Here is a 23,529-nt window from a genome sequence, read left to right as displayed (position 1 = left end):
GATTCCTCCGGGCGTCCCGTGAGCGCCCCCGTACGGCGCAAGCCCGCTAGGTGTCGCCCCAGGTGAGGCCGGTGCCCAGGGTGAAGGAGATGCCGTTCGCCCAGGGTCCCAGGGACGAAGAGAAGAGCCGGTATTGGGCTTCCGCGCTGAGCGACAGCCGCGTGCCCAACTGGGTGTGCAGCCGTAGGCCCACGGGTAGCTCCGGACGGGGCGCGCCGCCGAGGAAGGACAGGCCCCCGCCCACCATGGCGCGCAGGTCGAACCCCTTCGCATAGCCCAGCCGCGCCGCCCACAGCGGCGGAGAGAGCACGGACAGCGACCAGCAGCTTCCCCCGCTCGACAGGAGGGGAGCGCTCAATGTCTGGGCATAACTGGCCGATAGGGCCATCGCCCACGGCAGGGGAAGCAGTGCCCGCGCGCCGGCCACCGGCGTGGCCCCTCGTGGGGACGCGAGGGCTCCGCCCATCACCTCCAGGGCGAGCGCGGGCGAGGGGGCCCACTGGGCGCGCATGACCTGCTGACGCTCCCGGGCCAGGGTGGTGAGCCGCTCCGTCGCCCACACCAGGAAGGCGCGCGAGTAGGCCATGGCCGCCTCCGCCCGCCCGTTCACGAAGTCCTCGTACACCGCGGGGTCCACCTTCCACGCGCGCCCGTTCCAGCGCACCCGTGCCGCCCCGAAGGCGTTGCCCACCTCGCCATAACCGCCGAACACACCGGGGTCCGCATGGACGGGCTCGGCCCAGAACGCGCTCCAGGGGATGTTGCCGTCCACCACCGGCAGCGCGCCCGTGCGCACCAGATTCAGCGTCTCCTCGGCCAGGGCGAGCTGCGCCTCGTCGCCGGACATCGGCGGGATGTCGATCCGGGGCCCATGGGCCAGGGTCTCCGGCGCGATTGACCGCTGCTCGAAGCGATCCGCCAGCCCGTGCATCACCGGCACCACGTGTGGCGGCGACGCCATGTCCTGGATGTGATGCACCAGGTGCCCCACGCGGCCGAACGCCTGCGTCAGGTCGCCGTGGCTCGCGGCCTCCTCGGCCTCCTGCCACAGCGCCCGCACCCGCGACGAGGAGTCCTTGCGAAAGGCCATGTCGAGCGTCTGGCCCGGGTGGAAGAAGTGGTTCCACCCGGTCCACTTGACGTGCAGGTTCAGGTCCTCGTCCCGGCTGCCCGCCACCACGATGGCGCGGTGCGCCGCGAGCTCGGGCAGACCGTCCGACGCGACCGCCGCGTCGATGGAGGCGCGCGTCAGTGCCTCGTGGTTCGGCACCGAGAAGGCGTTGGCGAGCGAGGGAAGCAGGACCGTGGCCAACAGGAGCGGGAGGAGTCGGGGCGCGTGCATGGGGAAGCGCCATGCTACCGCGACGGGCCCGTTCTATTTCAGGGGGGTGGCGGGAGGCGGGCGCCTGCCCGGTCACCCGGTGATGACTTCCACGTGACAGGTCCGCCCCAGGGTCCGTTCTCCAATGGGCACACCCGGATGAGGACTCCGTGAAGCGCTCGCCTCCTCTCCTGCCCATGCCTATCCGGGCGGGGGACTCCCAGGAGAACGCACTTGAACAAGAAGACCCCGGACGCAGTGAGCATCGACGCGCGCAGCAAGGACGAGGCTCTGGCCAAGGATCGCTCGAATCCCACGGGCCATCGGATGACGTCGGACCAGGGGGTTCCCATCGAGAACACCGACAACTCGCTGCGCGTGGGCGCGCGCGGCCCCACCCTGCTCGAGGACTTCCACTTCCGCGAGAAGATCATGCGCTTCGACCACGAGCGCATCCCCGAGCGCGTCGTGCATGCCCGGGGCTCGGGTGCGCACGGCTACTTCCAGCCCTATGAGTCGCTGGCCGATCTCACCAAGGCGAAGCTCTTCCAGGATCCGTCGAAGAAGACGCCCGTCTTCGTGCGCTTCTCCACCGTGGCGGGCTCACGCGGCTCCATGGACACGGCGCGGGACGTGCGGGGCTTCGCCGTGAAGTTCTACACGGAGGAGGGCAACTGGGACCTGGTGGGCAACAACATCCCCGTCTTCTTCATCCAGGATGCCATCAAGTTCCCGGACATCATCCACGCGGCCAAGCCGGAGCCGCACCACGAGATGCCCCAGGCGGCCTCCGCGCATGACTCCTTCTGGGACTTCATCTCGCTCATGCCGGAGAGCGCCCACATGCTCATGTGGGTCATGTCCGATCGCGCCCTGCCGCGCAGCTACCGCATGATGGAAGGCTTTGGCGTCCATACCTTCCGGCTGATCAACGACAAGGGCGTGTCGCGCTTCGTGAAGTTCCACTGGAAGCCGAAGCTCGGCGTGCACTCGCTCGTGTGGGACGAGTGCCAGAAGCTCGGGGGCAAGGACCCCGACTACCACCGCCGCGATCTCTGGGAGAACATCGAGAAGGGCAACTTCCCCGAGTATGAGCTGGGATTGCAGATCATCGAGGAGAAGGACGTCGCGAAGCTCGGCATCGAGATCCTCGACTCGACGAAGATCATCCCCGAGGAGCTCATCCCGGTGCGCCGCGTCGGCAAGCTCGTGCTCGATCGCAACCCGACGAACTTCTTCGCCGAGACCGAGCAGGTCGCCTTCTGCACCGCCAACGTCGTGCCGGGCATCGACTTCACGGATGATCCGCTGCTGCAGGGGCGCAATTTCTCCTACCTCGACACGCAGCTGTCCCGGCTGGGTGGGCCCAACTTCGTCGAGATCCCCATCAACCGTCCGCTCGCGCCGGTGCACAACAACCAGCAGGATGGTTTCAAGCGGCACACCATCCCCGAGGGCCGCGCCAACTACTTCCCCAACTCGCTCGGGGGCGGCTGCCCGTTCATGAGCTCCGCGGCCGAGGGCGGCTACCGGCACTTCCCGGAGAAGGTGGACGGGGAGAAGCTGCGCGCGCGCGGCGAGTCGTTCCAGGATCACTTCACCCAGGCGGGCATGTTCTTCCGCAGCATGTCCAGGCCCGAGCAGGAGCACATCATCGCGGCCATCCTGTTCGAGCTGGGCAAGGTGGAGCGCAAGGAGGTGCGCGCGCGCGTGGTGGAGCAGATCCTCGCGAAGATCGACGAGGAGCTCGTGACGCAGGTGGCCGAGGGCCTGGGCCTGCCCGTGCCCAAGCCCGCCGTGGAGAAGGGGAAGATCGACAAGTCCCCGGCGCTGAGCATCGAGTACCTGAAGAAGGACGCGAAGAAGGACGCCATCCCCACGCGGCTCGTCGGCGTGCTGGTGGCGGACGGCTTCGACGCGGAGGACCTGTCGGCCACGCGCGCGGCCATCGAGAAGGCGGGGGGCCAGATGGTGGTCATCGCCAAGCGCCTGGGCACGGTGAAGGGCTCGGATGGCCAGCCGGTGATGGTGGACAAGAGCTCGCTCACCACGGCCTCGGTCGAGTACGACGCCGTCTTCGTGCCCGGTGGCGCCGCGAGCGTGGCGGTGCTCAAGAAGGACGCGGACGCGATGCAGTTCATCCAGGAGGCCTACCGGCACTGCAAGGCGATCGGCGTCACCCGCGAGGCCAGTGAGCTGTTGGACGCGGGTGGCATCTCCTCCTCCGCGCCGGGCATCGTCGCGGACGCCAAGGGGGCCAAGCACCACCACTTCACCGCGAAGTTCATCGAGTCCATCGCCGAGCACCGGCACTGGATGCGCTTGGACCGCAACAGCGTCCCGGCCTGAGCCGGGGCCCTCCGCGTCCTGGACTGGTCTTCCGAGCATGACGGCGCTGGGGTCCACGTCCAGGGCGAGCACCACCACACCAGCCGTGCGCCGAGCAGAGGAAACTCCGGGGTTCTGCTACCCTGCTGACCCCGGAGGTTGACCACATGACCGGACTCCTGCGATCCCTTGCTGGTGTCTCCCTTGGAGGGGCAGCGTGAAGACCACGCTGGAGGACGTGGTCCAGCCGGGGGCGGTGGTGGGCGGCTACCGCATCGAGAAGAAGCTGGGCGCGGGAGGCTTCGGTAGGGTGTATCTCGCATGGCGCGACGGTGGCCCGTGCGCGCTCAAGTTCATCCACCTGGAGAGCGTTGGGGAGTGGGGTTGGCGGGAGTTGTACATCATGCTCCGCCACGAGTTCCCCAACGTGGTGCGGCTGCTGAGCCACTTCAAATGGCCGGAGGAGAAGCCGGAGTACCTGGTGCTCGTCATGGAGTACGTGCCAGGGGTGACGCTGTACCAGTGGGTCCGGGACAACAATCCGTGTGCCCGCGAGGTGGTGGAGAAACTGCTGCCGCTCACCCGTGCTCTCCAGGAGGTCCACGCGAAGGAGGTCCTGCACCGGGACTTGAAGGGCGACAACGTGCTGGTGCGCGAGTTGGACGGGGCGCCGGTGCTGGTGGACTTCGGTGCTGGCACCATGCCCGGCGTACCTCGCGTCACCCGTGGTTCGCTGGCCCCGGCCAATCTCCGTTATCGCAGCCCTGAGTCCGTGGCCTTCTTCCTGCGCGAGGATCGCAAGCAGGGGGAGCGATACGACTACGCGGTGACGGACGAGCTGTACGCCCTGGGCATCATCCTCTACGTGCTCACCACCGACGTGTACCCCTTCGACGGCCCGGACGACGAGCTACTGGGGGAGATCATCGCGGACGTCCCCACGCCTCCGAACGTGCGGAACTCTCGTGTGCCCTCGAACCTCAGCGATCTGTGCCTGCGCCTGTTGGCCAAGGAGCCACACGCCCGTGTCCAGAACGCCGAGGCGCTGTACGAGTCGCTGAAGAAGCTGCTGGAGGAGGCGAAGGTGGATCCCCGTTGGGAGACGCCCCTGTGCTACGGCTGGACGGCGGACGGACGCACCACGGAGGACGCGCCGGAGTTGGTGGGCAAGAACCCCCAAGCGTGGCTGCGCAGATGGATTCGGCAGAAGCCCAAGCGGGGCAATCCGTCCCCTCCGCCACCCGCCAGCCCCACCGCGCAACCCGCACCGTCCACCGCGCAGACAGTCTCCACGCTTCACGCTCGGATGAGACGGCTCGCTCCGGTCCTCGTGGCCGTGGTCGTGGTGGGCCTCGCCATGGGAGCGGGTCACGTTCTCGATCAGCTCCGGCAGCCACTTCTCGCACTGACTCCGCCAGCAGTGCCAGACCAGCGGGTGTGGACGCTTCTCGAATCTCGGACGCCGACGCCTCTCGTCTCCGCGGAATCCACCCTCGGAGGACTGGCGCCATGGGCCCCGCACGTTCACGAAGTGGCGCCGCCCTGGAAGCCGCCTGAAGCTGACGCAGGCGCAGCGCCCCCGAGGGTGGACACCCCTGCGCTCGTCACCAATGTGGCGCTCAGCAAGGGAACGACCGGCATGAGGAAGAAGGCCCCCGGCTCACAGGCGGACAAGAAGAAGAAGGGATGCGGCCCCACCGGCAACAACGTGCTTCTCGCCGTGGCCGCCGCCGCCAACATGGCCTGTCCCGGTGCCCAGGTTCGCAAAGAGCCTGCCTCCCAGGAGTGCCCGGCCGGTGCCATCGAGACCATGAGAAGCAAGCTCGACCTTGACGTCGGCGACCACCAAGGAACTGCCGCGATTCCAAGATGGATATCGGGCAACAACAAGCCCATTCCCGTACGGGAAGGCCCCATCACGATGACGTTGGGCGGTGGATGGGGAAAGCTGCCGAGCGAAACAGTCTTCTCCGGCCAGCTCTTCATCGGAGAGAAGCGCGTCTATGGCCGCATCACCCAGGCCGTAACTCCCTCTGGCGACACATTCACCGTGTGCATGGAGCTGTGGGACTTCGGAGAGTCCGGCCTGGAGATCGAGTCCGACAGTGAGCAGACCATCAAGGTCCGTCCTCGCGTAGAGCTCAGGACGGTGAGCCACTTCAAGTAGAGCCCTCCCGGAGAATTGCCTGGCCCCCCGGAAGTCCGGGACGGATCGCGCACGACCGGGCAGGACGGTGTGGTAGAGCCCACGCCTCCGGTCTCGTCGCTTCCTCGTGGAGGTTCCGCTCCGTGCTCGTTTTTTCCTCGGCCTCCTTTCTCGGACTGGCCCTGCTCGCGGCCCCCGTGAGCGCGGAGCAGAGTCCATTGCCCGTGTGCGAGTCGGGCACGCGCTACATCGAGTTGGACGCGACCTTGCCCAGCACGCCGCCGGAGTTGTGCATCCGGCCAGAGTTATCCCTCAACCTGTTCTTCGACGCGAAGCTGGCGCGCGTGGTGGTGGAGAGACAGGAACGGTTCCGCCGGGTGAAGGTGGCGGACGACACCCTGACGCTCGTGGCTTCGGAAGCGCTGCACGACGGAGAGCGCGTACCGGTGACGGTCTATTTTCAGGATGACGCGGTCCCCGCGAGCGCCACGTTCGTCCTGGTGCTCCACCCGACCCAGGCGGAGCGGCAGGTGGAAGTGTCGCGCCATGAGCGCACCATGGCCTCGCTCCGACAGGGCGAGCAGCAAGCGCGAGCCGAGGCCCAGCAGTGCCGGGAGGAAAAGGCGCGTCTCCAGGCCGAGTGCAGCGGACCGGTGGGGCTGACGGGCCTCATCGCCAACGGCTGGCTCGAGGAGAAGAACGTTGTCTTCCGAAAACTCTCGGCTGTGGCTGAACGCCCGGGGAATGCCCTTGAAGCGTCGCGCGTCCGCAGCTACCGGACCGTTGGACTCCAAAGGCGAGGCCGAGTGGCCGTAAAGGTGGAGCTGTTCAATCCGCCGGGGAGGCCATCCTGGACGCCTGCTGGGGCGGCCCTGCTGGGCTCCAAGCAAGAGGAGTTGTCAGGGCTGACGGTGTGGCCGCTGAAGCCCATCCCGCCTGGGAAGGCCCAGGTGGTCACCGTGGAGATGAACGCGGCAGCGGATGAGGCACAAGGCGCCTTCACGCTCAAGCTGTGGGCGAAAGAAGCCGGAGTTGGGGACGTGAACCTCGACGGCGTGACGTTCCCCTGATGTGGCACGAAGGGGAGTCCAACCCGTCTACTCCATCACGTTGACCCCCGAGGCTAACCTATCTGGTCGGCCATGACTTCCCTCCCTATCGGGCGTCATGTTACCTTTAAGGACCTCTCAACAGGACCAAGGACCTGAAAGGTTCTCTGGATCGCTCAGGAGCATGGCGCATGACCTCACCGACCACCCACGCCCCGCCCCTCCTCTCCAGGGAGCCCGGTGGGCATCTCTTCGATGGAGCGGAGTACCGGTACACGTTCGTGGCCCCCTTGCTGGACGATGAAGAATCCAACCCCGTGGCCATCGCACGGCGCACGCCCCTGGTGCGCGGCGGCAAGGCGGATCTCGTCCTGCTCAAGCAGGTGGTGTTGCCGCCCGAGGGCCAACGCCGCCAGCGCGCCGCAGAGGAACTGCGCCTGGCCACTCGGCTGCACCATCCGAACATCGCCCGGGTGTTCGACGTGGAGGAGTACCGGAACGAGCCCTACGTGGTGATGGAGTACACCCAGGGCCTCTTCCTGGAGACGGCGCTGGAGACGGCGCAGCTGCTGGGGCGCGAGCTGTCGCTGGCCTTCTGCGCGTACACGGCCGCCGAGGTGGCCGATGCGCTCCAAGCCGCCTGGACATGCGAGGACGAGGACGGCGGTCCCCTGCACATCGTCCACCGTGCGGTCTGCCCCATGAACATCCGGCTGGACTTCCAGGGAGGCGTGAAGCTCACCGACTGGGGTCTGGCCCACGCGCGCCTGCTGGGACGGCTGAAGACGGGCTCCAAGGTGCTGCGCGCGGTGCTCGACTATGCCGCGCCGGAGGTGATGAGCCGCCAGCCGCTCGATGGGCGCGCGGACCTGTACTCGCTGGGCATGGTGCTACTGGAAATGGTGTCGGGCCAGTACCCGCTCGACCCCTCGGACGTGAACCTGCCCCCGGTGGAGTCCACGGACGTGCTCCTGTACAACGCCCGGATGCGTGCCGAGCGCACGGCGTGGGCGAGTGCCGGAGAGCTGGCGGCGCGCATCCGGCGCTTCGGGCCCGAGGACGTGGAGCGAGTGCTGGGACGAGTGCCCGCGTCGCTCAAGCGCATCTTGCACAAGGCCCTGCACGCCCTGCCCCAGGATCGCTACCCGAGCGCGGGAGCGATGCGCGACGAACTGCGCGCCTGGCTCCGGGCCCAGGACAAGAGCTTTGGCCCCGAGCAGGCCGCGCGGGAACTCGGCCAGCTGATGCGGGACAAGCCGCTACCCGAGGACACGGGGGCGTTCCCGGCCGAGAAGGGCGTGTTGCTCACACCCGAGGAGCAGGCCACGGTGGGACGGAGGAACGCGCGAAGGGAGAAGCGGTGAAGAAGCACGGCGCGCGGACGAAGAAGACGCTGACCGTCCATCTGGGCGAGACCTTGAGAGCGGCGAGAGCCCAAACCGCCTGGACGCAGGCAGATGTGGCCGAGCGAGTGGGCGTGGCCACGGAGGTGTACGGACGGATGGAGCGAGGCCAGTTGCCGCCCAGCGTGCCGAACCTGCGCAAGCTGTGCGCGGTGTTGAGGATGGACGCCGGTGAGGCGTTGGGCCTCGACTCCACGGGGACGGCGGCCTGGCTGAAGGAGTCCGCTCCCGAGGCCGCGGAGTCACCGCGAATGCGCCGGCTGATGCGCACCCTGCGCCAGATGGACGACAAGAAGCTGGCGGCCATGAGCGTGATGGCGCGTACCCTGGTGTCGGCCGGGGACGAGTAGACGCTCGGGTCAAAAGAGCCCCCGGAGTACGGGCGTTCACTTGGAGAAGTGGGAGTGGGCTGTCTCCAGCAATTTGCGAGCGAGCGCCAATCGTTCTGGGGGCCAACCGCGTAGGATGTGGATGATGCGACTCAACTCCGGGTGCTCGACCGGCTCGGATGAGCGCTTGGCGGCCGACCCCTTCTCCTCCCGAGGAGCCAGGGACAGAAGCAGGTCCGAAGAGAGTCCCAGGACCGTGCAGATACGGCGTAGGGAGGGCACGCTGGGCGTCATCTTCCCGCGCTCGATCCGACCATAAACGGCGGGCTTGAGGCGAACCTGCTTGGCCACCTCGGCCTGCGTGAGTCCCAACCGCAAGCGGGCAGCCCGGGCCGCCTCCCCCAGGTGGCGTTGCATCTTCTCGTCCATGGACTGCGTCTACTCCAAGACGAGGTAGGCTGCGACAGCATCCTGTGTTGGACTCCGATCCTGCCGACATCTACGAACGGAGGTTAAGTCATGAAGGACCTGAATAAGATCGATACTTGGGATGGACTGCTGGCTCTGGTGATTAAAGGACTTACCGAAGGCCCACATCTCGACTTCAAACGGGATGCCTACTGGGATCAGCGCAAACCTCCAGACAAGAGGGATAGGGACAAAGAGGAGCTTCGACGCGATGCGACATCTTTTGCAAATAACGGCGGAGGCATTCTCTTTATCGGCGTCGATGAGGACTCACAGCAGGGCCGAGCGGTTAGCGTTCTAGGCATTGAGGAAGCGGTAAAGAACGAGTACAAGTTCACCTCCTCCTGCGGGTGGATCCTCTATGTACGCTTGGCTACTTCTTCTGGCTGCCCTCTGCTCGACGACGGCTCACGCCCAAGCTGTGGCGCCCATGCCAGACGCGCCGCCAGTGTTTCCCGCACCCGCCTACACTCCGGCCGGAGCTGGCGCCCCCGTGGTGGGCCAGCCGGGGAAGCAGGGGGCGACGACGCCTTTCCCACGCTCGCCCAACACCCGTGTGCTCCCCCCCACCGCCGAGCTGGGCCTATGGGCCGCGGACGAACTGCGCGCAGCCAAGCGGCCGACCCAGGCCCCGCCGGACGTGGACGAGCTGCTCCTGTCCCAGCCAAGCCCGGGGGCGCCCGAGCTAACCAGTTGCCGCGAGCGCGTCCGACGTGCCACGCGGGACTCGGGCCTGGAGGAGTCGCGGCGAAACCTCCCCCGCACCCCCCGGGAGTGCCTGACGGCGCGGCTGCTCCTTCACTGCCTCCACCGGGAGCGGTACGAGTTTGATTCCAGTCTCAGTCAAACGCCCCGGACGGCGGTTGTGACGCGGCTCGTCGAGCGGCTCAATCACGAGGCGATAACGGTGGCACTCTGGCAAGAAAAACTGTGCGAGGGCTTCCAAAGCCTGCCGGGCATCGAGAGTCTCCATGCGGTCATCGTCGCCTGGCTTGAGCGGCAGTTTCCCCGCCCGGTGGCGCGCTAATGACTGCGTCAGAAAAGACGGCGGCTGCCTTTGGCCTCTCTAATGTCACCCTCAGGATCGAGAAGGTCCGAGAGGAAGCGGGTCAGGACGTCGAAAAGCTAGCGGCACTCTCCGCCGAACTTGAGCGCGCGTTGCGCGAGGAATTCCCGGACGAGCCGCTCATAGCCCATTACGCGAAGACAATCCTAGCGAACTTCTGTCTGCTAGCCCGTAACGGCCTCTTCCCCGAGATTTTCCGCGAGGAGCTTTAGCCCAACTCAGCCCTTCGGCGTCCAGCCCCGGGAGCGCGCGAGGAGTTGAAGAAACAAGCACGCGAGCAACAGCCACCCGCAGTATCCAAGCCTTCACGGCGAGTACGCTCTCGTTCAAAGTAAATCGGGCGGTTGGATTTCAAGCCGCATGGAGCCGCCCGGCAACTGCTATCTAGGGGCTTCCTTGCAGTCGCCAATGTGTGTGTAAAAAATGCCAATGGCCCCCCCGATGGGAAGGCAGGACTCGGACGGACAGAAACGGACGTACCATCTGCCCCGCTCCAGAGGGAAGCCGACCCCTGCGAGCGCCCCGCCGAGCCGGGCGGTGGGGTTTCCCATCCCGGCGGAGGATGCGCGCTAGAAGCGCCGGCCGTCGACCGGCTGGGGCTTGAGGGCGGCGAGGTCCACGTCCTCCAGGCACCGCACGTTGATGGCGTACATCCTCTTGCCGTCCGGCGTGGTCCCCGTGGCGAACGACTCCACGCCGCACTCCGGGCAGAACATGTGGTGGATGACCTTCTTGTTGAACTGGTAGTCGGTGAGCGCCTTCTCCTCGCCTTTCTGGAGGACGAACTGCTCGGGGGGCACGAAGGTGAGCAGCAGGCCCCGCTTCTGGCAGATGCTGCAGTTGCAGGAGATGACGTTGTCCAGGTTCGCGCTCACCTCGTACGCGACCTTCCCGCAGTGACAGCCGCCCGTGTACTTCTTCAATCCCGACATGTGGAACTCTCCAGACGTGACGTGGGCCCGTGCCCCCCGCGTGGCGCGAGGAGCATGCCCGGCGCGCACGATGGCACACCTCATCGGGCGGGTGGCGTCGGCATGAAGGGGCTCAGGCCCGGCGCAGGGTGATGACGGCCAGCTCCGCCGGAGCGCCCAGCCGCACCGGTGGCCCGGTGGTGCCCGCGCCGCGGTTCACGTACAGCCACGAGCGGCCCTGTCGGTAGAGCCCCGCCGTCCACCGGCTGATGAACCGGGCCAGTGACAGGTCGCGCACGCCCGGTACCGCGAGCTGCCCGCCGTGGGTGTGGCCCGACAAGGTCAGCTCGATCTGGCGGGCCTGGGCCTGGGGAAACAGGTTGGGGTCATGCGCGAGCAGCACCGTGGGGACTCCGTCCGGCCGCGCCGCGAGGGCCCTCCGCAAGTCATGGCGCGAGGTCCAGGTGTCGTCCACCCCCGCGACGTACAGGCTCGCGTTGCCCCGTTTCACCACCACGCCGCGGTTGCGCAGCACGGTCAGGCCCTGCCGCTCCAGGGCCTGGACGAAGTGCTCCCCGTCCGTGAAGTAGTCGTGGTTGCCCATGCAGGCGAACACTCCATCCCGGGCCCGCAGCCCGCCGAGCGCCCGGGAGACCGCCTCGACGTGCGAGGAGCCCTGGGTGATGAGGTCCCCCGTGACGGACATCAGGTCGACGTCGAGGGCATTGAGGCGGGCGACCCAGGTGGCCACGCGGCTCTCGGGGACATAGGGGCCGCAGTGCACGTCGGAGATCTGCCCGATGCGGTAGCCGTCCAGCTCGGGGGCGAGCCCCTCCACGCGCACCTCGAGCCGCCGCAGTCGGGGCCGGCCGAGCACCGAGTGCGCCCCCACGGCGAGCGCGAAGACGCCACACCCGCCCCAGACCCAGGCGCGGGGCAGGCCCGCATGGATGGCCAGCGTGGCGGGAAGCAGGAGCACGCTGAACACCAGGCAGGCTGTCCACCAGCCCAGCGTCAGGTAGGCCATGCGCGCGGGGCTCGTGGACTGCCAGGGCGTCCGCAGGTGGCGCAGATAGGGGAGGGACACCAGCACCGCCACCAGCGCCGGTAGGGGCGAGTGGGTGAGCGCGCAGGCCCAGATCACCGTGGGCAGCTGGATCAGGGCGACGAAGAGGATCGTGAGGACCTGGAGTCGTCCCAGGGCAGGGGCGTGGCTGGACATGAGCCCCCCGTTTTTAACGCACGCGCGCGAGGTCCGCTGGAACTCAGGCGTTGGCGTGCCGCGTGCCCTCCACCCCGTGCAGCGGCAGGCTGAAGCAGAACGTGGTGCCCTCGCCGGGGGTGCTCTCCAGCCAGATGCGGCCACCATGCGCCTCGATGATGCGTGAGCTCAGGTGCAGCCCCAGTCCGGCCATGCCCGCGTAGCCTGGCGCCCCGGAGGGCAGGGGCTCGTAGAGCGGCTCGAAGACATGGGGCTGGCGCTCGAGGGGAATGCCGGGGCCATGGTCGTGGACCGACACCACGGCCTCGTTGCCCGCGCATCCCAGCCGGACCTCGATGGGACGGGCGGGCGGGGAGTAGCGCAGGGCGTTCTCCAGCAGGTGCGCCAGCACCTCGCCCATGCGCTGTCGGTCCGCCTCGATGATGGGCGTCTCCTCGGCGACGAGGTGGATGGGGTGATCCGTGCTGCGCGACAGGCTGGCGACATGCTCGGCCAGCAAGGCGCGCAGATCCACGCGGTCCCGCTCCAGCTTCGTCAGGCCCGGTGCCATCCGCAGGGCCGTGAACAGGTGCTCCACGAGCCGTCCCAGCCGCCGGGCCCCCCGGGAGATGGCGGCGAGTCCCTTGCGCTGGCGCTCGGAGCCCGGCTCCTTCCAGGTGAGGATGTCCGCCCACGTCTGGAGCGTGGTCACCGGCGTCTTCAGCTCGTGGGCCGCCGCCGACATGAACTCCTCGCGCAGCCGCAGGGCCTCGCGCACCTCCTGGAACAGCCGGGCCTTCTCGATGGCCACGGCGACGAGCTGGCCCACGGTGGTGTGGAACTCGCGCTCGCTCGCGGACAGCTCCAGCGGCTCCCGGGAGAAGCACGCCAGGACGCCCACCAATCGCCCGCGCGAGTGCAGGGGGATGAGCACCACGCTGGCGAAGCCTTCCCGCTTCGCCAGCGCGTGGCCCGGGAAGGACACGTCCGCGCTCCCCTGGGCGTCGATGAGCTGGATCGCCTCGTCCTGGACGGCCCCGGGGGACAGCTCGCACAGGGGCAGCTCCGCCATGTCCGCGTGGCTCGCCGACGAGAAGCCATGGGCGGCCACCCAGGTGAAGCGCGAGGGATCCGGGTGCGCCAGCCACAGCCCGACGGCATCCGCGCCGAGCGCCTGGCGGCACTGCTCGCTGGCCACGGAGGAGATGCGCTCGAGTTCCACCTCGCGCACCAGGGCCTGCCCGACGCGGGCCAGGGCCTGCTCTCGCGCCAGGAGCCGCGCCCGCTCCTCCTCGATCTTCTTGCGCTCGGTGATGTCGTGGAGGACGACCTCCCCGAGGATGATCCGCCCGGTGGCGTCGCGCACCGGCGCCCCGTTGACGCTCACGAGGTACTCCTCGCCCGTGAGCGAGCGCATGCGCAGCTCCAGGTCCGAGAAGGTCTCCCCCCGCAGTGCGCGCATCAGGGGCAGCTCCTCCAGCGCCAGGGGGTGGCCATCGGGATGGCGGATCCACGAGCGCTGGAGGTGAGCGCTCAGGAGCACCTCCAACTGGGAGTGATCCGTGACGCCCAGCAGCCGCAGCCCGGCGGGATTGGCGTCGAACAACCGCCCGTCCGGACTGGCCAGGAGGATGGCATCCGGCACGCTGGCGATGATGGCGGCGAGTTGTCGGGCATGATCCTCGGCCTCGGCGCGCAGGGCGTCCACTTCGCGCTGCCGCTGGGCGATGTGGGTGGCCATCTGGTTGAAGGCCTCGCCGAGCTCCTCCATCTCGTCGCCCGTCTGGATGTGGGCGCGCCGGGCCATGTCCCCCTGGCCCAGGGCGTGGGCGAGCGACTGGAGCTGACGCACCGGCCGCGTCTGGCGGCGCGACAGCACCACGGCCAGCATGCCGCTGAACAGCGTGATGCCGAGGATGGCGCCCAGCTTCAGGTACAGCCGCTGGGTGAGCGGGGCCATCGCGAGCTCGCGCGAGGCCATCACCCCCACGGCCCAGCCGTAGCGGGGCGTGGGCACGAAGGCTCCCAGGATGTTCTCCTGGGTGAGCGGGTCCGTGGCCTGGGTGATTCGCATGGCGCGGCCCTCGAGCGCTCCGAGCAGCGGGGGGAACGAGGCGAAGGCCAGGCCTCGCGCGAAGGGCAGGGTGGGGGAGTGGGTGTGGAAGGCCAGCCGGCCGGCGGGGTCCACCAGGAGGATCTCCTGCTGGGAGTGGTGCCGGGCGGAGAGATAGCGTTGGGCCAGCAGGTGGGTCTCCATCACCACGCTGACCATGCCCATGGGTTGTCCCTGGTCGTCGCGCAGCGGCACGGCGACGAGCAGCGCCGTGCGCATGGGTCGCCGCAGCTCGAGCACCTCCGAGACGACGGGCGTGTTGGTGGCCATCACCTTCTGGAAGTAGGGCCGGTCTCCAATCCAGAGCCGGGGCTCGGCGGGCATCTCCGGATCCCCCCAGCCGCGGTTGTGGCCCTGGGCGTCGTAGACCCCGACCGAGCTGAAGCGGTTGTGGTGCCCGGTGAGCTTCAGCAGGTGCGCGTCCAGCAGCTCGGGGTTGAGCGTGTGCACGAGGGGATCATTGGCCAGCGCCCAGCCCAGATCGATCGCCGCCTCGAAGGACTCGGTGACCTGCACGGCGACGGCATGGGCCGTGAGGCGCTGGGCGTCCAGGAGCGTCTTGCGCGTCATCCGCGCGTCCTCGACGAGATCCACGCTCAGCAGCACCATCACCGGCAGCAGCACCGCGGCGGAGGCGAGCAACAGCTTGCGCTGGAAGGTCAGGCGCCACGGAGCACCGGGGACGGTTCGCACCCCTTCACAACCCCATGTGTTCCCTCCCCTCGTCCCTGGCCTTTCCGGGGTGCTTCCAGGGCAGGCGGGCCGCCGGGCGCGGACCCAGTGAAACAAGAGAATCCGGGGCTCTTTTCCGGGTCAAAAAAGTCGTCTTCCGAGGGGAAAACCCATGAGTGTTCATTCGTGAACAGCCTCATTCATTTAAGTTTTCCTCGGTTTTCCAATAAGACACCTTGTGCCTGCCCTGGCAGCCAAGATGAAGCCGGGCCCGACATGTACGAGGAGTTCCAATGATCTCGAGGCTGTGGAAGTCGCTGGGAATGCGCGGGTTGCTGACGGTGGGGATGGGGGGCGTGGTGCTGGGCGCTGGGGCCTGTGGTGGCGCCGCGCAGGTGCCGGCCGACCTGATCACCGAGACCCAGACGCGTCCGCTGGCGGCGGCGCCCATCGGGCAGACGATCTGGCTCAAGGCGTGCACCACCCAGCAGTACGTGTCGGCGGACAAGAACCTCAGCGCGGACGCGCCCCTGGTGGCCAACCGCGCCGCCGCGGCCGGCTGGGAGCAGTTCCAGGTGGGTGACGCGGGCAATGGCTACATCACGCTGCGCGTGGCGGAGACGGGCCAGTACGTGTCGGCGGACACGAACCTGGGCGGGCGGCTCGTGGCCAACCGCGCGAGCGCGAGCGACTGGGAGCACTTCCAGTGGGTGGACTACGGCAACGGCACCATTGGCTTGAAGGCCCGGAGCAACGGCCAGTTCGTGTCCTCCGACGGAAACCAGGCCGGGGCGCCCCTGTTCGCCAACCGCGCGGCCTCGGGCGGGTGCTGGGAGGCCTTCTCGTGGGCGTCCGTGGGCGGTGGAGGTGGCAACCCGGGCGGCGGCTGGGTGCAGGTCTGGAACGACGAGTTCGACGGCACCAGCATCAACACGTCCAACTGGGCCTATGTCACCAACATCCACGTGAACAACGAGCAGCAGCAGTACACGACCTCGTCGGAGAACGTGCAGGTCAGCAACGGCACCCTCAAGCTCATCGCCCGCTACCAGCCGACCAACGGCTACCCGTACACCTCGGGCCGCCTGGAGAGCGCGGGCAAGCGCGAGTTCGCGCACGGCCGCATCGAGGCGCGCATCAAGCTGCCGGTGGGCCCGGGCCTCTGGCCGGCGTTCTGGCTGCTCGGCAATGACATCAATACGGTGGGCTGGCCCGCGTGCGGCGAGCTCGACATCCTGGAGAACGTTGGCTACAGCGACTGGACGTCGGGCGCGCTGCATGGTCCGGGCTACTCGGGCAACACGCCCATCAACAGCCGCTTCTACCCGAACTCCTCCGTCAGCAACTGGCACGTGTACCGCACCGAGTACTCTCCCACGGACATCAAGTGGTACATCGACGACGTGCTGGTGAAGACCACGCCGAAGTCGGAGGTCACCCGGTACGGCAACTGGGTGTACGACAAGCCGTACTACATCATCCTCAACCTGGCGGTGGGCGGCAGCTATCCGCAGGGCGTCAACGGCGCCACCTACCCGTACCCCGGCGTGCCGCAGTCCACGGCGGACCTCATCCGCAACACGCCCCAGACGATGGAAGTCGACTGGGTGCGCGCCTACCAGTGGCGGTAGCGGTTTGGAGCGTGTCTGACGCTCCTTTCCTCTCCTGAAGCGTCCTCCCTTGCCGGTCCTCCTGCTCGTGCGCATGTGCTGCACGGGCAGTGAAGGAACCGGCAAGTGTGTTTTGGAGGGGTCGGATGAGGACGCGGATCGGCCTGGTGGTGGGCGCGGGGTTGTTCCTGGCGTGTGGGGTGAAGTTGCCCGGTGCGGACCTCCCGGCGCTCCCGGGTGGGCTGAAGCCGCCCCCTCGGCCGAGCCAGCCGTCGACGCCCCCGCCGGGAGACGCCCCCAAGGACCCGCCCGAGCTGCCCACGGACCCTCCCTCCGGATCGCCTCCGGATTCGGGCGGTGGCGACACGCGCGGGAAGTGGCTGCGTGCCTCCTTCTACGCGGGGGTGTCCCCCGAGGGGCTCGCGGTCGGTGACTTCAACGGGGATGGCGCGCCAGACGTGGCCATCAACGCGGGCGGCCGCAACTACAGCAGTCAATATGTGTCCCGGACTGGGGAGTTCCTGCTGCTGCGCAACGACGGAACGGGGCGCCTCGCGCTGGCCGAGGAACCGTTCCGCCTGACGAGCTCCGGGCGCATCGTGGCGGGTGATGCCGATGGGGATGGCCACCTGGACGCGCTCGTGGGCACCCGCTACGGCCTCCGGCTCCTGCTCGGCAAGGGGGACGGCGCTTTCGTGGATCATCCGTTCCCGTGGAGGACCACCGACGGTGTCGTCTCGAGCCTGGGCCTGTGGCCCTCTTCCTCTGGTCCGTCCGTCCTCTGGTCCCTGGGCAACTACTCCGATCGGGCCACCCCCGGAGGGACGGCGGGCTTCTATCTGCTGGGCCCCTCGGCGACGGGCACCTGGAGTTCCAGCGCCCTGAAGCTGACGCTGAACGACACCGACTACCCAGTGGTGTACGGGCTCGACACGGGACGGGCGGCGGCCATCGCGGACTTCGACGAGGATGGCCTCCCGGATGTGGCCTTCAACGACGCCCAGGGCCATGGGTGGCGCTCGCATGTCCTGCTGGGCACCGCCTCGGGCCATGTCCAGCCGTCGGGTGAGCTGCCCACGTCGCGGTTCTTCCGCCACGTGTACGCCGCGGACTTCAATCGGGACGGGCATGTGGATCTGCTCGGTGCCGGGGACTCCTTCCTGGAGCTGTTCCTGGGCAACGGGCATGGGGGCTTCTCCGAGGGGCACGTCCAGGAGCTCTCCACCGGGGCGGAGGATGCCGCCGTGGTGGACTTCGACGGAGATGGCGCCCAGGACGTGGTGGCCCTGCACGGCTCGACGTCGCAGGTGTCGCTGTTCCGGGGCAAGGGCGACGGAACGCTCGTGCCTCACGGCCGCCTGACGGTGGGCCGACGTCCGAGCGCCGCCGCCGTGGCGGACCTGGACCACGATGGCGAGGTGGAACTGCTGGTGGCCGAGGCGGATGACAACACGGTGTCCGTGTACACGGTGCCTCCCGTGCCCGGGTCCCCGCCGGCTGTCGCCACCACGTGTCCCCTGGACCTTCTCGCTACTCCCATCGAGGAGCGCGTGCATCCGGTGGTTCATCTCCAGGTGGGACAGGCGACCTCGCCCGCCATGGCGGTGGGGGATTTCGACGGAGATGGCCGGAGGGATCTCGCGCTCGTGCAAGGGAGCGTCCGGCTGGTGTTGAACCAGGGCAATGGCGTGTTCACCACCCGGGAGGTGCCTGACCTCTCCGACGCGACCAGCCTGGCCGCGGGTGACTTCGACGGAGATGGACGCGTGGACCTCGCCGTCACCTCGAGCGGGTCAGCGGTGTTCGTCTTGTGGAACGATCCGGAGGGACACTTCGAGGCGCGTCAGACCCTGGGGCGCTCCGATGCGCACGGCGTGCGGGCCGGGGACTTCAACGCGGATGGGCGCGTGGATCTGGTGGCGTCCTTCTCCGGGTGTGTGGGGAAGGTGAGCCGGTTCACCAACCTGGGCTCGCGCACGTTCCGCGAGGACGAGTTGAGGGACTACAACCCCGAGCCGGATGACCGGTGCCCGGGCTCGAGCGCGGCGCTGGCGGGGGACTTCAATGGAGACGGCACGCTGGACCTGGTCCACACCACGCTGGGCATCAACCTCAACCCCACCGCGAAGGACGGCACCCCGCTGCCGGGCCATGGGTTCGATTCGGCCCAATTCTGGAATGAAGCCTGGAGCGTGGACGCGGATGGGGATGGCCGGCTGGACGTGGTGAACCGTGTGCGCCCCTCGGTGGCGGAGCTGCGGTTCTATCCGGGAGATGGGCACGGCACGCTTCGCGCCCCGTTCACCTGCGCGCTGCCTCCGCTGGGCCGGCTGTTCGCCTGGGAGGACGTGAATGGCGATGGCCGCGTCGATGTCATCGCCGAAACACAAGACGGCCAGGGGCTCTGGTTGGCGCTGGGCCAAGGCCAGGGCAAGTGGAGCACGTGGAGCTACCCGCTGGATGGCGCGGTGACGTGGGCGCGCGCGGTGGACCTGTTGGGGGATGACCGCCCCGAGCTCGTCGTGCTGATGAGCTCGGGGGAGCTGCGGGTGTTTTCGATGTCGTGACTCAGGTGCGCTGGAGGATGGACTCGACCGCCGCCCGGGCGATGGGGTGATAGCGCTCGGCGTAGTCCTGGAAGAGCTGCCGCGCGCGCACCTTGCCCTCGGGGCTCTTCACCAGCGCGCCATAGAGGGGCTTGAGGTACTTCATCCGGCCCACCTCGCCGAGGAAGGTCGCGGCGCGCTCCCAGGCGGGCTCCCAGCCCGAGCGCAGCGCCACCGTGAGCCACGCCACCAGCACCTCCGCGTTGCCGCTCCGGGTGAGGTGGAAGCGCTCGTCCAACTCGCGCAGCGTCTTGCGCGGCGCCTGCGCGGGCAGCCGTTCGATGTAGAGCTGCCACTCGGGCGGGGTCCAGTCCTTCACGTCCTCGGTGGAGGGCACCTGGCCCGTGAAGCGCGCCAGGGCCGCGAGCCGCTCGGAGTGGGCCGTGGGCGCGCCCGGAGGGATGCCCGGCCGGCTCAGGTAGGCCTCCGCGTCCACCTTCGCCAGCGCGCCCGGCAGGCGCCGCTCCACGAAGGCGGTGAACTCCTCGGTGGTGAGCGCCTGGAAGCGGTGCTCCTGGAGGTAGTCGCGCAGGAAGCCGTCGAAGGCGTCGCGGCCCACCGCGTCCTCGATGGCGCGCAGGAAGAGGTAGCCCTTCTCGTACGGCACGAGCGAGAAGGCCTCGTCCGGATCCACGCCCGTCAGGTGGGTGCGCAGGCACGTGAGCTGAGGGTGCTCCTTGAAGTGCTGGAGCGTCTCCTCCAGCGCGCCCCGGCCCAGGGTGGCGTGCAGCGCCGCCACGTCCTTGCCGTAGAGCGCCTCCACGATGCGCCGCTCGGCGAAGACGGTGAAGCCCTCGTTGAGCCAGAAGTGCTCGGCGGACGCGTTGGTGACGAGGTTGCCCGTCCAGGAATGCGCCAGCTCGTGCGCCACCACCGACACCAGGCTCTTGTCCCCGGCGAGCAGGGTGGGGGTGAGGAACGTCAGGCGCGGGTTCTCCATGCCGCCGTAGGGGAACGAGGGCGGCATCGTCAGCAGATCGAACCGCTCCCAGTCATACGGGCCGAAGAGCGCCTCGGCCGCGCGCAGCATGGCGTCCACGTCCGCGAACTCGGCCGCGGCGCGCTCGAGCACCTCGGGCTCGGCCCACACGCGCGAGCGCGGCCCCAGCTCCTTGGACGCGAGCCGCCCCACCGCGAACGCCAGCAGGTAGGGGGGAATGGGCTGGGGCATCTCGTAGCGCTCCACCGCCTCCTCGCCCTTTTCCTCGCGCCCGACGAAGCCCGCGGCCATGACCGCCCGCAGCTCGCGCGGCACGGTGAGCTCCGCCTCGTAGCGGATGCGCAGCCGCGGCGTGTCCTGCATCGGCACCACCGAGCGCGCGTGGATGGCCTGGCACTGGCTGAAGAGGTACGGCGCCTGGCCTCCCGCCGTCTGGGCGGGCGTGAGCCACTGCAGGGCGCTCGCTCCGGGCGAGGTGCGGTAGCGCACCGTCAGCTGCTTCACACCCGGACGCAGCTCCACGCGCAGGCGGCTGCCCAGGATGGGTTCGGCAGGTGACACGAGAAACGACAGGGGTCGGCCCTCTCCATCCACCACCGACTCCACCTCCAGCTCCCGGGTGTCCAGGTCCAACGGCCCCGCGGAGGCCTCCTTCAACGTGAGGGTCGCCTCGGCGTGCAGCCGCCGGGTCTGGAAGTCCACGCGCGCCTTCCAGGAGAGGCGCTCGGTCTCGGGTTGGGTGTCATCACTGTACGAGTGCGGATCGCGTCGGGCCATGGCAGCGCACCTTACCCTCCATGCCTTCACGGGGGAGCCTCAACAGGCGATTGACTTTTGAATCAACCGGCGCGATGTCTCCCGCCATTCCTTTTTCCTATCGGGAGCCTCATTCGATGACGATGCGGATCCGCAAAGTGGCAGTGCTGGGCGCGGGCGTGATGGGCAGTGGCATCGCCGCGCACCTGGCCAACTCGGGTGTTCGCGCTCTCCTCCTGGACATCGTGCCGCCCAAGGCGGCGCCCGGCGAGGACACGGCCTCCAAGGCGTTTCGCAACAAGTTCACGCTGGGCGCCCTGGCCAACCTGCGCAAGCAGAAGCCGAGCCCCATCACCAGCGAGCAGGCGATTGGGGCGCTGGAGATCGGCAACCTCGAGGACGACATCGGCCGCATCGCCGAGTGTGACTGGGTCATCGAGGTGGTGAAGGAGGAGCTGTCCGTCAAGCAGGCCCTGTTCGCCAAGGTGGAGCAGTACGCGCGCAAGGACGCCATCATCAGCTCCAACACCTCGGGCCTGTCCATCAAGGGCATGCTGGAGGGCCGCGGCCCCGAGTTCCGCAAGCGCTTCCTCGTCACGCACTTCTTCAACCCCGTGCGCTACATGAAGCTGTTGGAGCTCGTCGCGGGTCCGGAGACGTCGCCCGAGGTGATGAAGACGATCCACCAGTTCGGCGAGGAGGTGCTCGGCAAGGGCGTGGTGTACGGCAAGGACACCACCAACTTCATCGCCAACCGCATCGGCACCTACGGGATGATGCGGGTGCTCGCGGACATGCAGAAGGCGGAGCTGTCCATCGAGGAGGTGGACAAGATCTTCGGTCCCGCCATGGGCCGCCCCAAGTCGGCCGTGTTCCGCACCGCGGACATCGTGGGCCTGGACACCTTCAGCCACGTGGCCAAGAACTGCTACGACACGCTCGCCCACGATGAAGAGCGCGAGGTGTTCGCCGCCCCCGACTTCCTCAAGAAGATGGTGGAGAAGGGGATGCTGGGCGACAAGACCGGCGGCGGCTTCTACAAGAAGGACAAGTCCTCGGGCGGCAAGGACATCCTCGCGTTGGATCTGAAGACGTTCGAGTACCGGCCCCAGGGCAAGGTGCGCTACGAGTCGCTGGGCGCCGCCAAGGACGTGGAGGACGTGCGCGAGCGCGTGGCCACGGTGATGCGCGGCCAGGACAAGGCGGCGAAGTTCGCCGAGCGCGTCACGCTGGACACGCTCGCCTACGCGAGCCGCCGCATTCCGGAGATCGCCGACGACGTGGTCAACGTGGACGGCGCCATGCGCTGGGGCTTCGGCTGGGACCTGGGGCCCTTCGAGACCTGGGATGCCTTCGGCGTGAAGCAGGGCGTGGAGCGCATGAAGGAGCTGGGCCTCAAGCCCGCCGCGTGGGTGGAGGAGATGCTGGCCAAGGGCCGCACGTCCTTCTACGGCGTGGAGAACGGCAAGGACACCTACTGGGACATCCCCAGCAAGTCCGTGAAGACCGTGGCGCAGAACGCGCGCACCCTGCGCGTGGAGTACCTCAAGCGCGGCAACAAGAAGATCTCCGGCAACGACAGCGCCAGCCTGTGGGACATGGGCGATGGCGTGACGCTGCTCGAGTTCCACTCGAAGATGAACTCCATCGACGACGGCATCATCGAGATGATGAACACCGCGCTCGATGAGACGGAGAAGAACTTCCGCGGCCTGGTGGTGGGCAACGACGGCGGCAACTTCTCCGCCGGCGCCAACATCTTCTCCATGCTGTGGGCGGCCAAGGCCGGCGAGTTCGAGACGCTGCGCAAGATGGCGGGCGCGCTGCAGTCGGCCAACCAGCGCATGCGCTACAGCCCGGTGCCCGTGGTGACCGCGCCCTTCAACCTGACGCTCGGCGGCGGCGCCGAGGTGGCCCTGGGCGGCAACGCCATCCAGGCCTCGAGCGAGCTGTACATGGGCCTCGTCGAGGTGGGCGTGGGCCTCATCCCCGGTGGCGGCGGCACCATGATGTTCCTGCGCAACGTGATGGGCGCGTACGCGGGGGACAAGGACTTCGATCCCTTCCCCTTCATCAAGAAGGTGTTCCTCACCATCGGCACCGCCAAGGTGGGCACCAGCGCCGAGGAAGCGCGCGAGATGGGCTTCCTGACCGCGGCGGATGGCATCAGCGCCAACCGGGACTTCCTGCTGTCGGACGCCAAGCAGCGGGTGATTGGCATGGCCAACGCGGGCTTCCGCGCGCCGCGCCCCACGCGCTTCCGCCTGCCCGGGCCCAGCGGCTACGCCACCATCGACATGATGCTCTACGACATGGAGATCAACGGTCAGGTGTCCGCGCACGATCGGAAGATCGCCCAGAAGCTCGCCCGGGTGATCACCGGCGGAGACACCAGCCCCTCGGTCCTCCTGTCCGAGGAGCGGGTGCTGGAGCTGGAACTCGAGGCGTTCCTGAGCCTCGCGGGCGAGTCGAAGACGCAGGACCGGCTGCAGTACATGCTCGAGAAGGGCAAGCCGCTGCGCAACTGAGCCAGCGGCGTTACGGGAAGTCCCACGTCATCCAGTTTTCAAGCATTCAAGGCCCGGGGTTCGCTCCCCGGGCGAGGAGACA

17 protein-coding genes are annotated in these 23,529 nt (G+C 68.2%); 11 read left to right on the top strand and 6 right to left on the bottom strand.

Annotated features, from left to right (window positions below; all coding sequences use genetic code 11):
* Positions 1-46: 46 nt before the first annotated feature.
* Complete coding sequence (locus D187_RS13440; RefSeq protein ID WP_020918013.1) at positions 47-1,342, bottom strand: phospholipase C/P1 nuclease family protein; 1,296 nt, start codon at positions 1,340-1,342, stop codon at positions 47-49.
* Between the two features lie 213 nt (positions 1,343-1,555).
* Between D187_RS13440 and D187_RS13435 the strand changes: the two genes are divergently transcribed.
* The 5 genes from D187_RS13435 (at position 1,556) to D187_RS13415 (ending at position 8,597) form a co-directional block, all read left to right on the top strand.
* Positions 1,556-3,670, top strand: a complete 2,115-nt coding sequence (locus D187_RS13435; protein ID WP_002621220.1) for a catalase — start codon at positions 1,556-1,558, stop codon at positions 3,668-3,670.
* A gap of 196 nt (positions 3,671-3,866) precedes the next feature.
* The gene (locus D187_RS13430; protein WP_002621219.1) at positions 3,867-5,816 is read left to right on the top strand and encodes a serine/threonine protein kinase; all 1,950 of its coding nucleotides are present in this window, start codon (positions 3,867-3,869) and stop codon (positions 5,814-5,816) included.
* A gap of 122 nt (positions 5,817-5,938) precedes the next feature.
* Positions 5,939-6,865 carry a DUF2381 family protein gene (locus D187_RS13425; protein ID WP_002621218.1) on the top strand — a complete coding sequence of 309 codons (927 nt, stop codon included), beginning with the start codon at positions 5,939-5,941 and terminating at the stop codon, positions 6,863-6,865.
* 170 nt (positions 6,866-7,035) lie between these two features.
* Entirely contained in the window at positions 7,036-8,208 is a 1,173-nt protein-coding gene (locus D187_RS13420) for a serine/threonine-protein kinase (protein WP_002621217.1), read from the top strand.
* A complete protein-coding gene (locus D187_RS13415) occupies positions 8,205-8,597 on the top strand; it encodes a helix-turn-helix domain-containing protein (protein WP_002621216.1) in 393 nt (130 codons plus the stop codon). The genes D187_RS13420 and D187_RS13415 overlap by 4 nt, the downstream gene beginning before the upstream one ends.
* 36 nt (positions 8,598-8,633) lie before the next feature.
* Here D187_RS13415 and D187_RS13410 read toward each other — a convergent pair whose 3' ends face one another.
* The gene (locus D187_RS13410) at positions 8,634-9,005 is read right to left on the bottom strand and encodes a helix-turn-helix transcriptional regulator (protein ID WP_002621215.1); all 372 of its coding nucleotides are present in this window, start codon (positions 9,003-9,005) and stop codon (positions 8,634-8,636) included.
* A 90-nt stretch (positions 9,006-9,095) separates the two neighbouring features.
* On the opposite strand from D187_RS13410, the gene D187_RS59200 reads away from it, so the two are divergent.
* Genes D187_RS59200 through D187_RS13400 form a run of 3 tightly spaced genes read left to right on the top strand, consistent with a single transcriptional unit; the run spans position 9,096 to position 10,322 of the window.
* Positions 9,096-9,875, top strand: a complete 780-nt coding sequence (locus D187_RS59200) for an AlbA family DNA-binding domain-containing protein (protein WP_076606156.1) — start codon at positions 9,096-9,098, stop codon at positions 9,873-9,875.
* Between the two features lie 34 nt (positions 9,876-9,909).
* Positions 9,910-10,071: a hypothetical protein gene (locus D187_RS55070; RefSeq protein ID WP_002621214.1), complete on the top strand. Its 162-nt coding sequence runs from the start codon at positions 9,910-9,912 to the stop codon at positions 10,069-10,071.
* Positions 10,071-10,322, top strand: a complete 252-nt coding sequence (locus D187_RS13400; RefSeq protein ID WP_043429629.1) for a hypothetical protein — start codon at positions 10,071-10,073, stop codon at positions 10,320-10,322. The genes D187_RS55070 and D187_RS13400 overlap by 1 nt, the downstream gene beginning before the upstream one ends.
* A 357-nt stretch (positions 10,323-10,679) precedes the next feature.
* Here the strand turns inward: D187_RS13400 and D187_RS13395 are convergent, their stop codons facing one another.
* The 3 genes from D187_RS13395 to D187_RS13385 form a co-directional block, all read right to left on the bottom strand.
* The gene (locus D187_RS13395; protein ID WP_002621213.1) at positions 10,680-11,042 is read right to left on the bottom strand and encodes a GFA family protein; all 363 of its coding nucleotides are present in this window, start codon (positions 11,040-11,042) and stop codon (positions 10,680-10,682) included.
* 112 nt (positions 11,043-11,154) lie between these two features.
* Complete coding sequence (locus D187_RS13390) at positions 11,155-12,243, bottom strand: metallophosphoesterase (RefSeq protein ID WP_002621212.1); 1,089 nt, start codon at positions 12,241-12,243, stop codon at positions 11,155-11,157.
* A gap of 43 nt (positions 12,244-12,286) precedes the next feature.
* Positions 12,287-15,028, bottom strand: a complete 2,742-nt coding sequence (locus tag D187_RS13385) for an ATP-binding protein (protein WP_002621211.1) — start codon at positions 15,026-15,028, stop codon at positions 12,287-12,289.
* A gap of 272 nt (positions 15,029-15,300) precedes the next feature.
* On the opposite strand from D187_RS13385, the gene D187_RS13380 reads away from it, so the two are divergent.
* Together D187_RS13380 and D187_RS13375 are read left to right on the top strand one after the other, a co-directional pair.
* A complete protein-coding gene (locus D187_RS13380) occupies positions 15,301-16,638 on the top strand; it encodes a family 16 glycosylhydrolase (protein WP_002621209.1) in 1,338 nt (445 codons plus the stop codon).
* A 125-nt stretch (positions 16,639-16,763) separates the two neighbouring features.
* Positions 16,764-19,184 carry an FG-GAP repeat domain-containing protein gene (locus D187_RS13375; RefSeq protein ID WP_002621208.1) on the top strand — a complete coding sequence of 807 codons (2,421 nt, stop codon included), beginning with the start codon at positions 16,764-16,766 and terminating at the stop codon, positions 19,182-19,184.
* Between the two features lies 1 nt (position 19,185).
* Here the strand turns inward: D187_RS13375 and D187_RS13370 are convergent, their stop codons facing one another.
* Entirely contained in the window at positions 19,186-20,940 is a 1,755-nt protein-coding gene (locus D187_RS13370; protein WP_002621207.1) for a M1 family metallopeptidase, read from the bottom strand.
* Between the two features lie 116 nt (positions 20,941-21,056).
* Between D187_RS13370 and D187_RS13365 the strand changes: the two genes are divergently transcribed.
* Positions 21,057-23,447: a 3-hydroxyacyl-CoA dehydrogenase/enoyl-CoA hydratase family protein gene (locus tag D187_RS13365; RefSeq protein WP_020918011.1), complete on the top strand. Its 2,391-nt coding sequence runs from the start codon at positions 21,057-21,059 to the stop codon at positions 23,445-23,447.
* Positions 23,448-23,529: the final 82 nt, after the last annotated feature.

It is taken from the genome of Cystobacter fuscus DSM 2262, from assembly GCF_000335475.2.
Taxonomy (GTDB): domain Bacteria; phylum Myxococcota; class Myxococcia; order Myxococcales; family Myxococcaceae; genus Cystobacter; species Cystobacter fuscus.
The sequence above is the reverse complement of the archived record's forward strand: the minus strand, read 5'-3'. Positions and strand labels throughout refer to the sequence as shown.

Coding starts and splice junctions, on each gene's coding strand:
- D187_RS13440 (WP_020918013.1), bottom strand. CDS start 1,342: ATGCACGCGCCCCGACTCCTCCCGCTCCTGTTGGCCACGGTCCTGCTT.
- D187_RS13420 (WP_002621217.1), top strand. CDS start 7,036: ATGACCTCACCGACCACCCACGCCCCGCCCCTCCTCTCCAGGGAGCCC.
- D187_RS13410 (WP_002621215.1), bottom strand. CDS start 9,005: ATGGACGAGAAGATGCAACGCCACCTGGGGGAGGCGGCCCGGGCTGCC.
- D187_RS59200 (WP_076606156.1), top strand. CDS start 9,096: ATGAAGGACCTGAATAAGATCGATACTTGGGATGGACTGCTGGCTCTG.
- D187_RS13400 (WP_043429629.1), top strand. CDS start 10,071: ATGACTGCGTCAGAAAAGACGGCGGCTGCCTTTGGCCTCTCTAATGTC.
- D187_RS13395 (WP_002621213.1), bottom strand. CDS start 11,042: ATGTCGGGATTGAAGAAGTACACGGGCGGCTGTCACTGCGGGAAGGTC.
- D187_RS13390 (WP_002621212.1), bottom strand. CDS start 12,243: ATGTCCAGCCACGCCCCTGCCCTGGGACGACTCCAGGTCCTCACGATC.
- D187_RS13380 (WP_002621209.1), top strand. CDS start 15,301: ATGATCTCGAGGCTGTGGAAGTCGCTGGGAATGCGCGGGTTGCTGACG.
- D187_RS13375 (WP_002621208.1), top strand. CDS start 16,764: ATGAGGACGCGGATCGGCCTGGTGGTGGGCGCGGGGTTGTTCCTGGCG.
- D187_RS13370 (WP_002621207.1), bottom strand. CDS start 20,940: ATGGCCCGACGCGATCCGCACTCGTACAGTGATGACACCCAACCCGAG.
- D187_RS13365 (WP_020918011.1), top strand. CDS start 21,057: ATGACGATGCGGATCCGCAAAGTGGCAGTGCTGGGCGCGGGCGTGATG.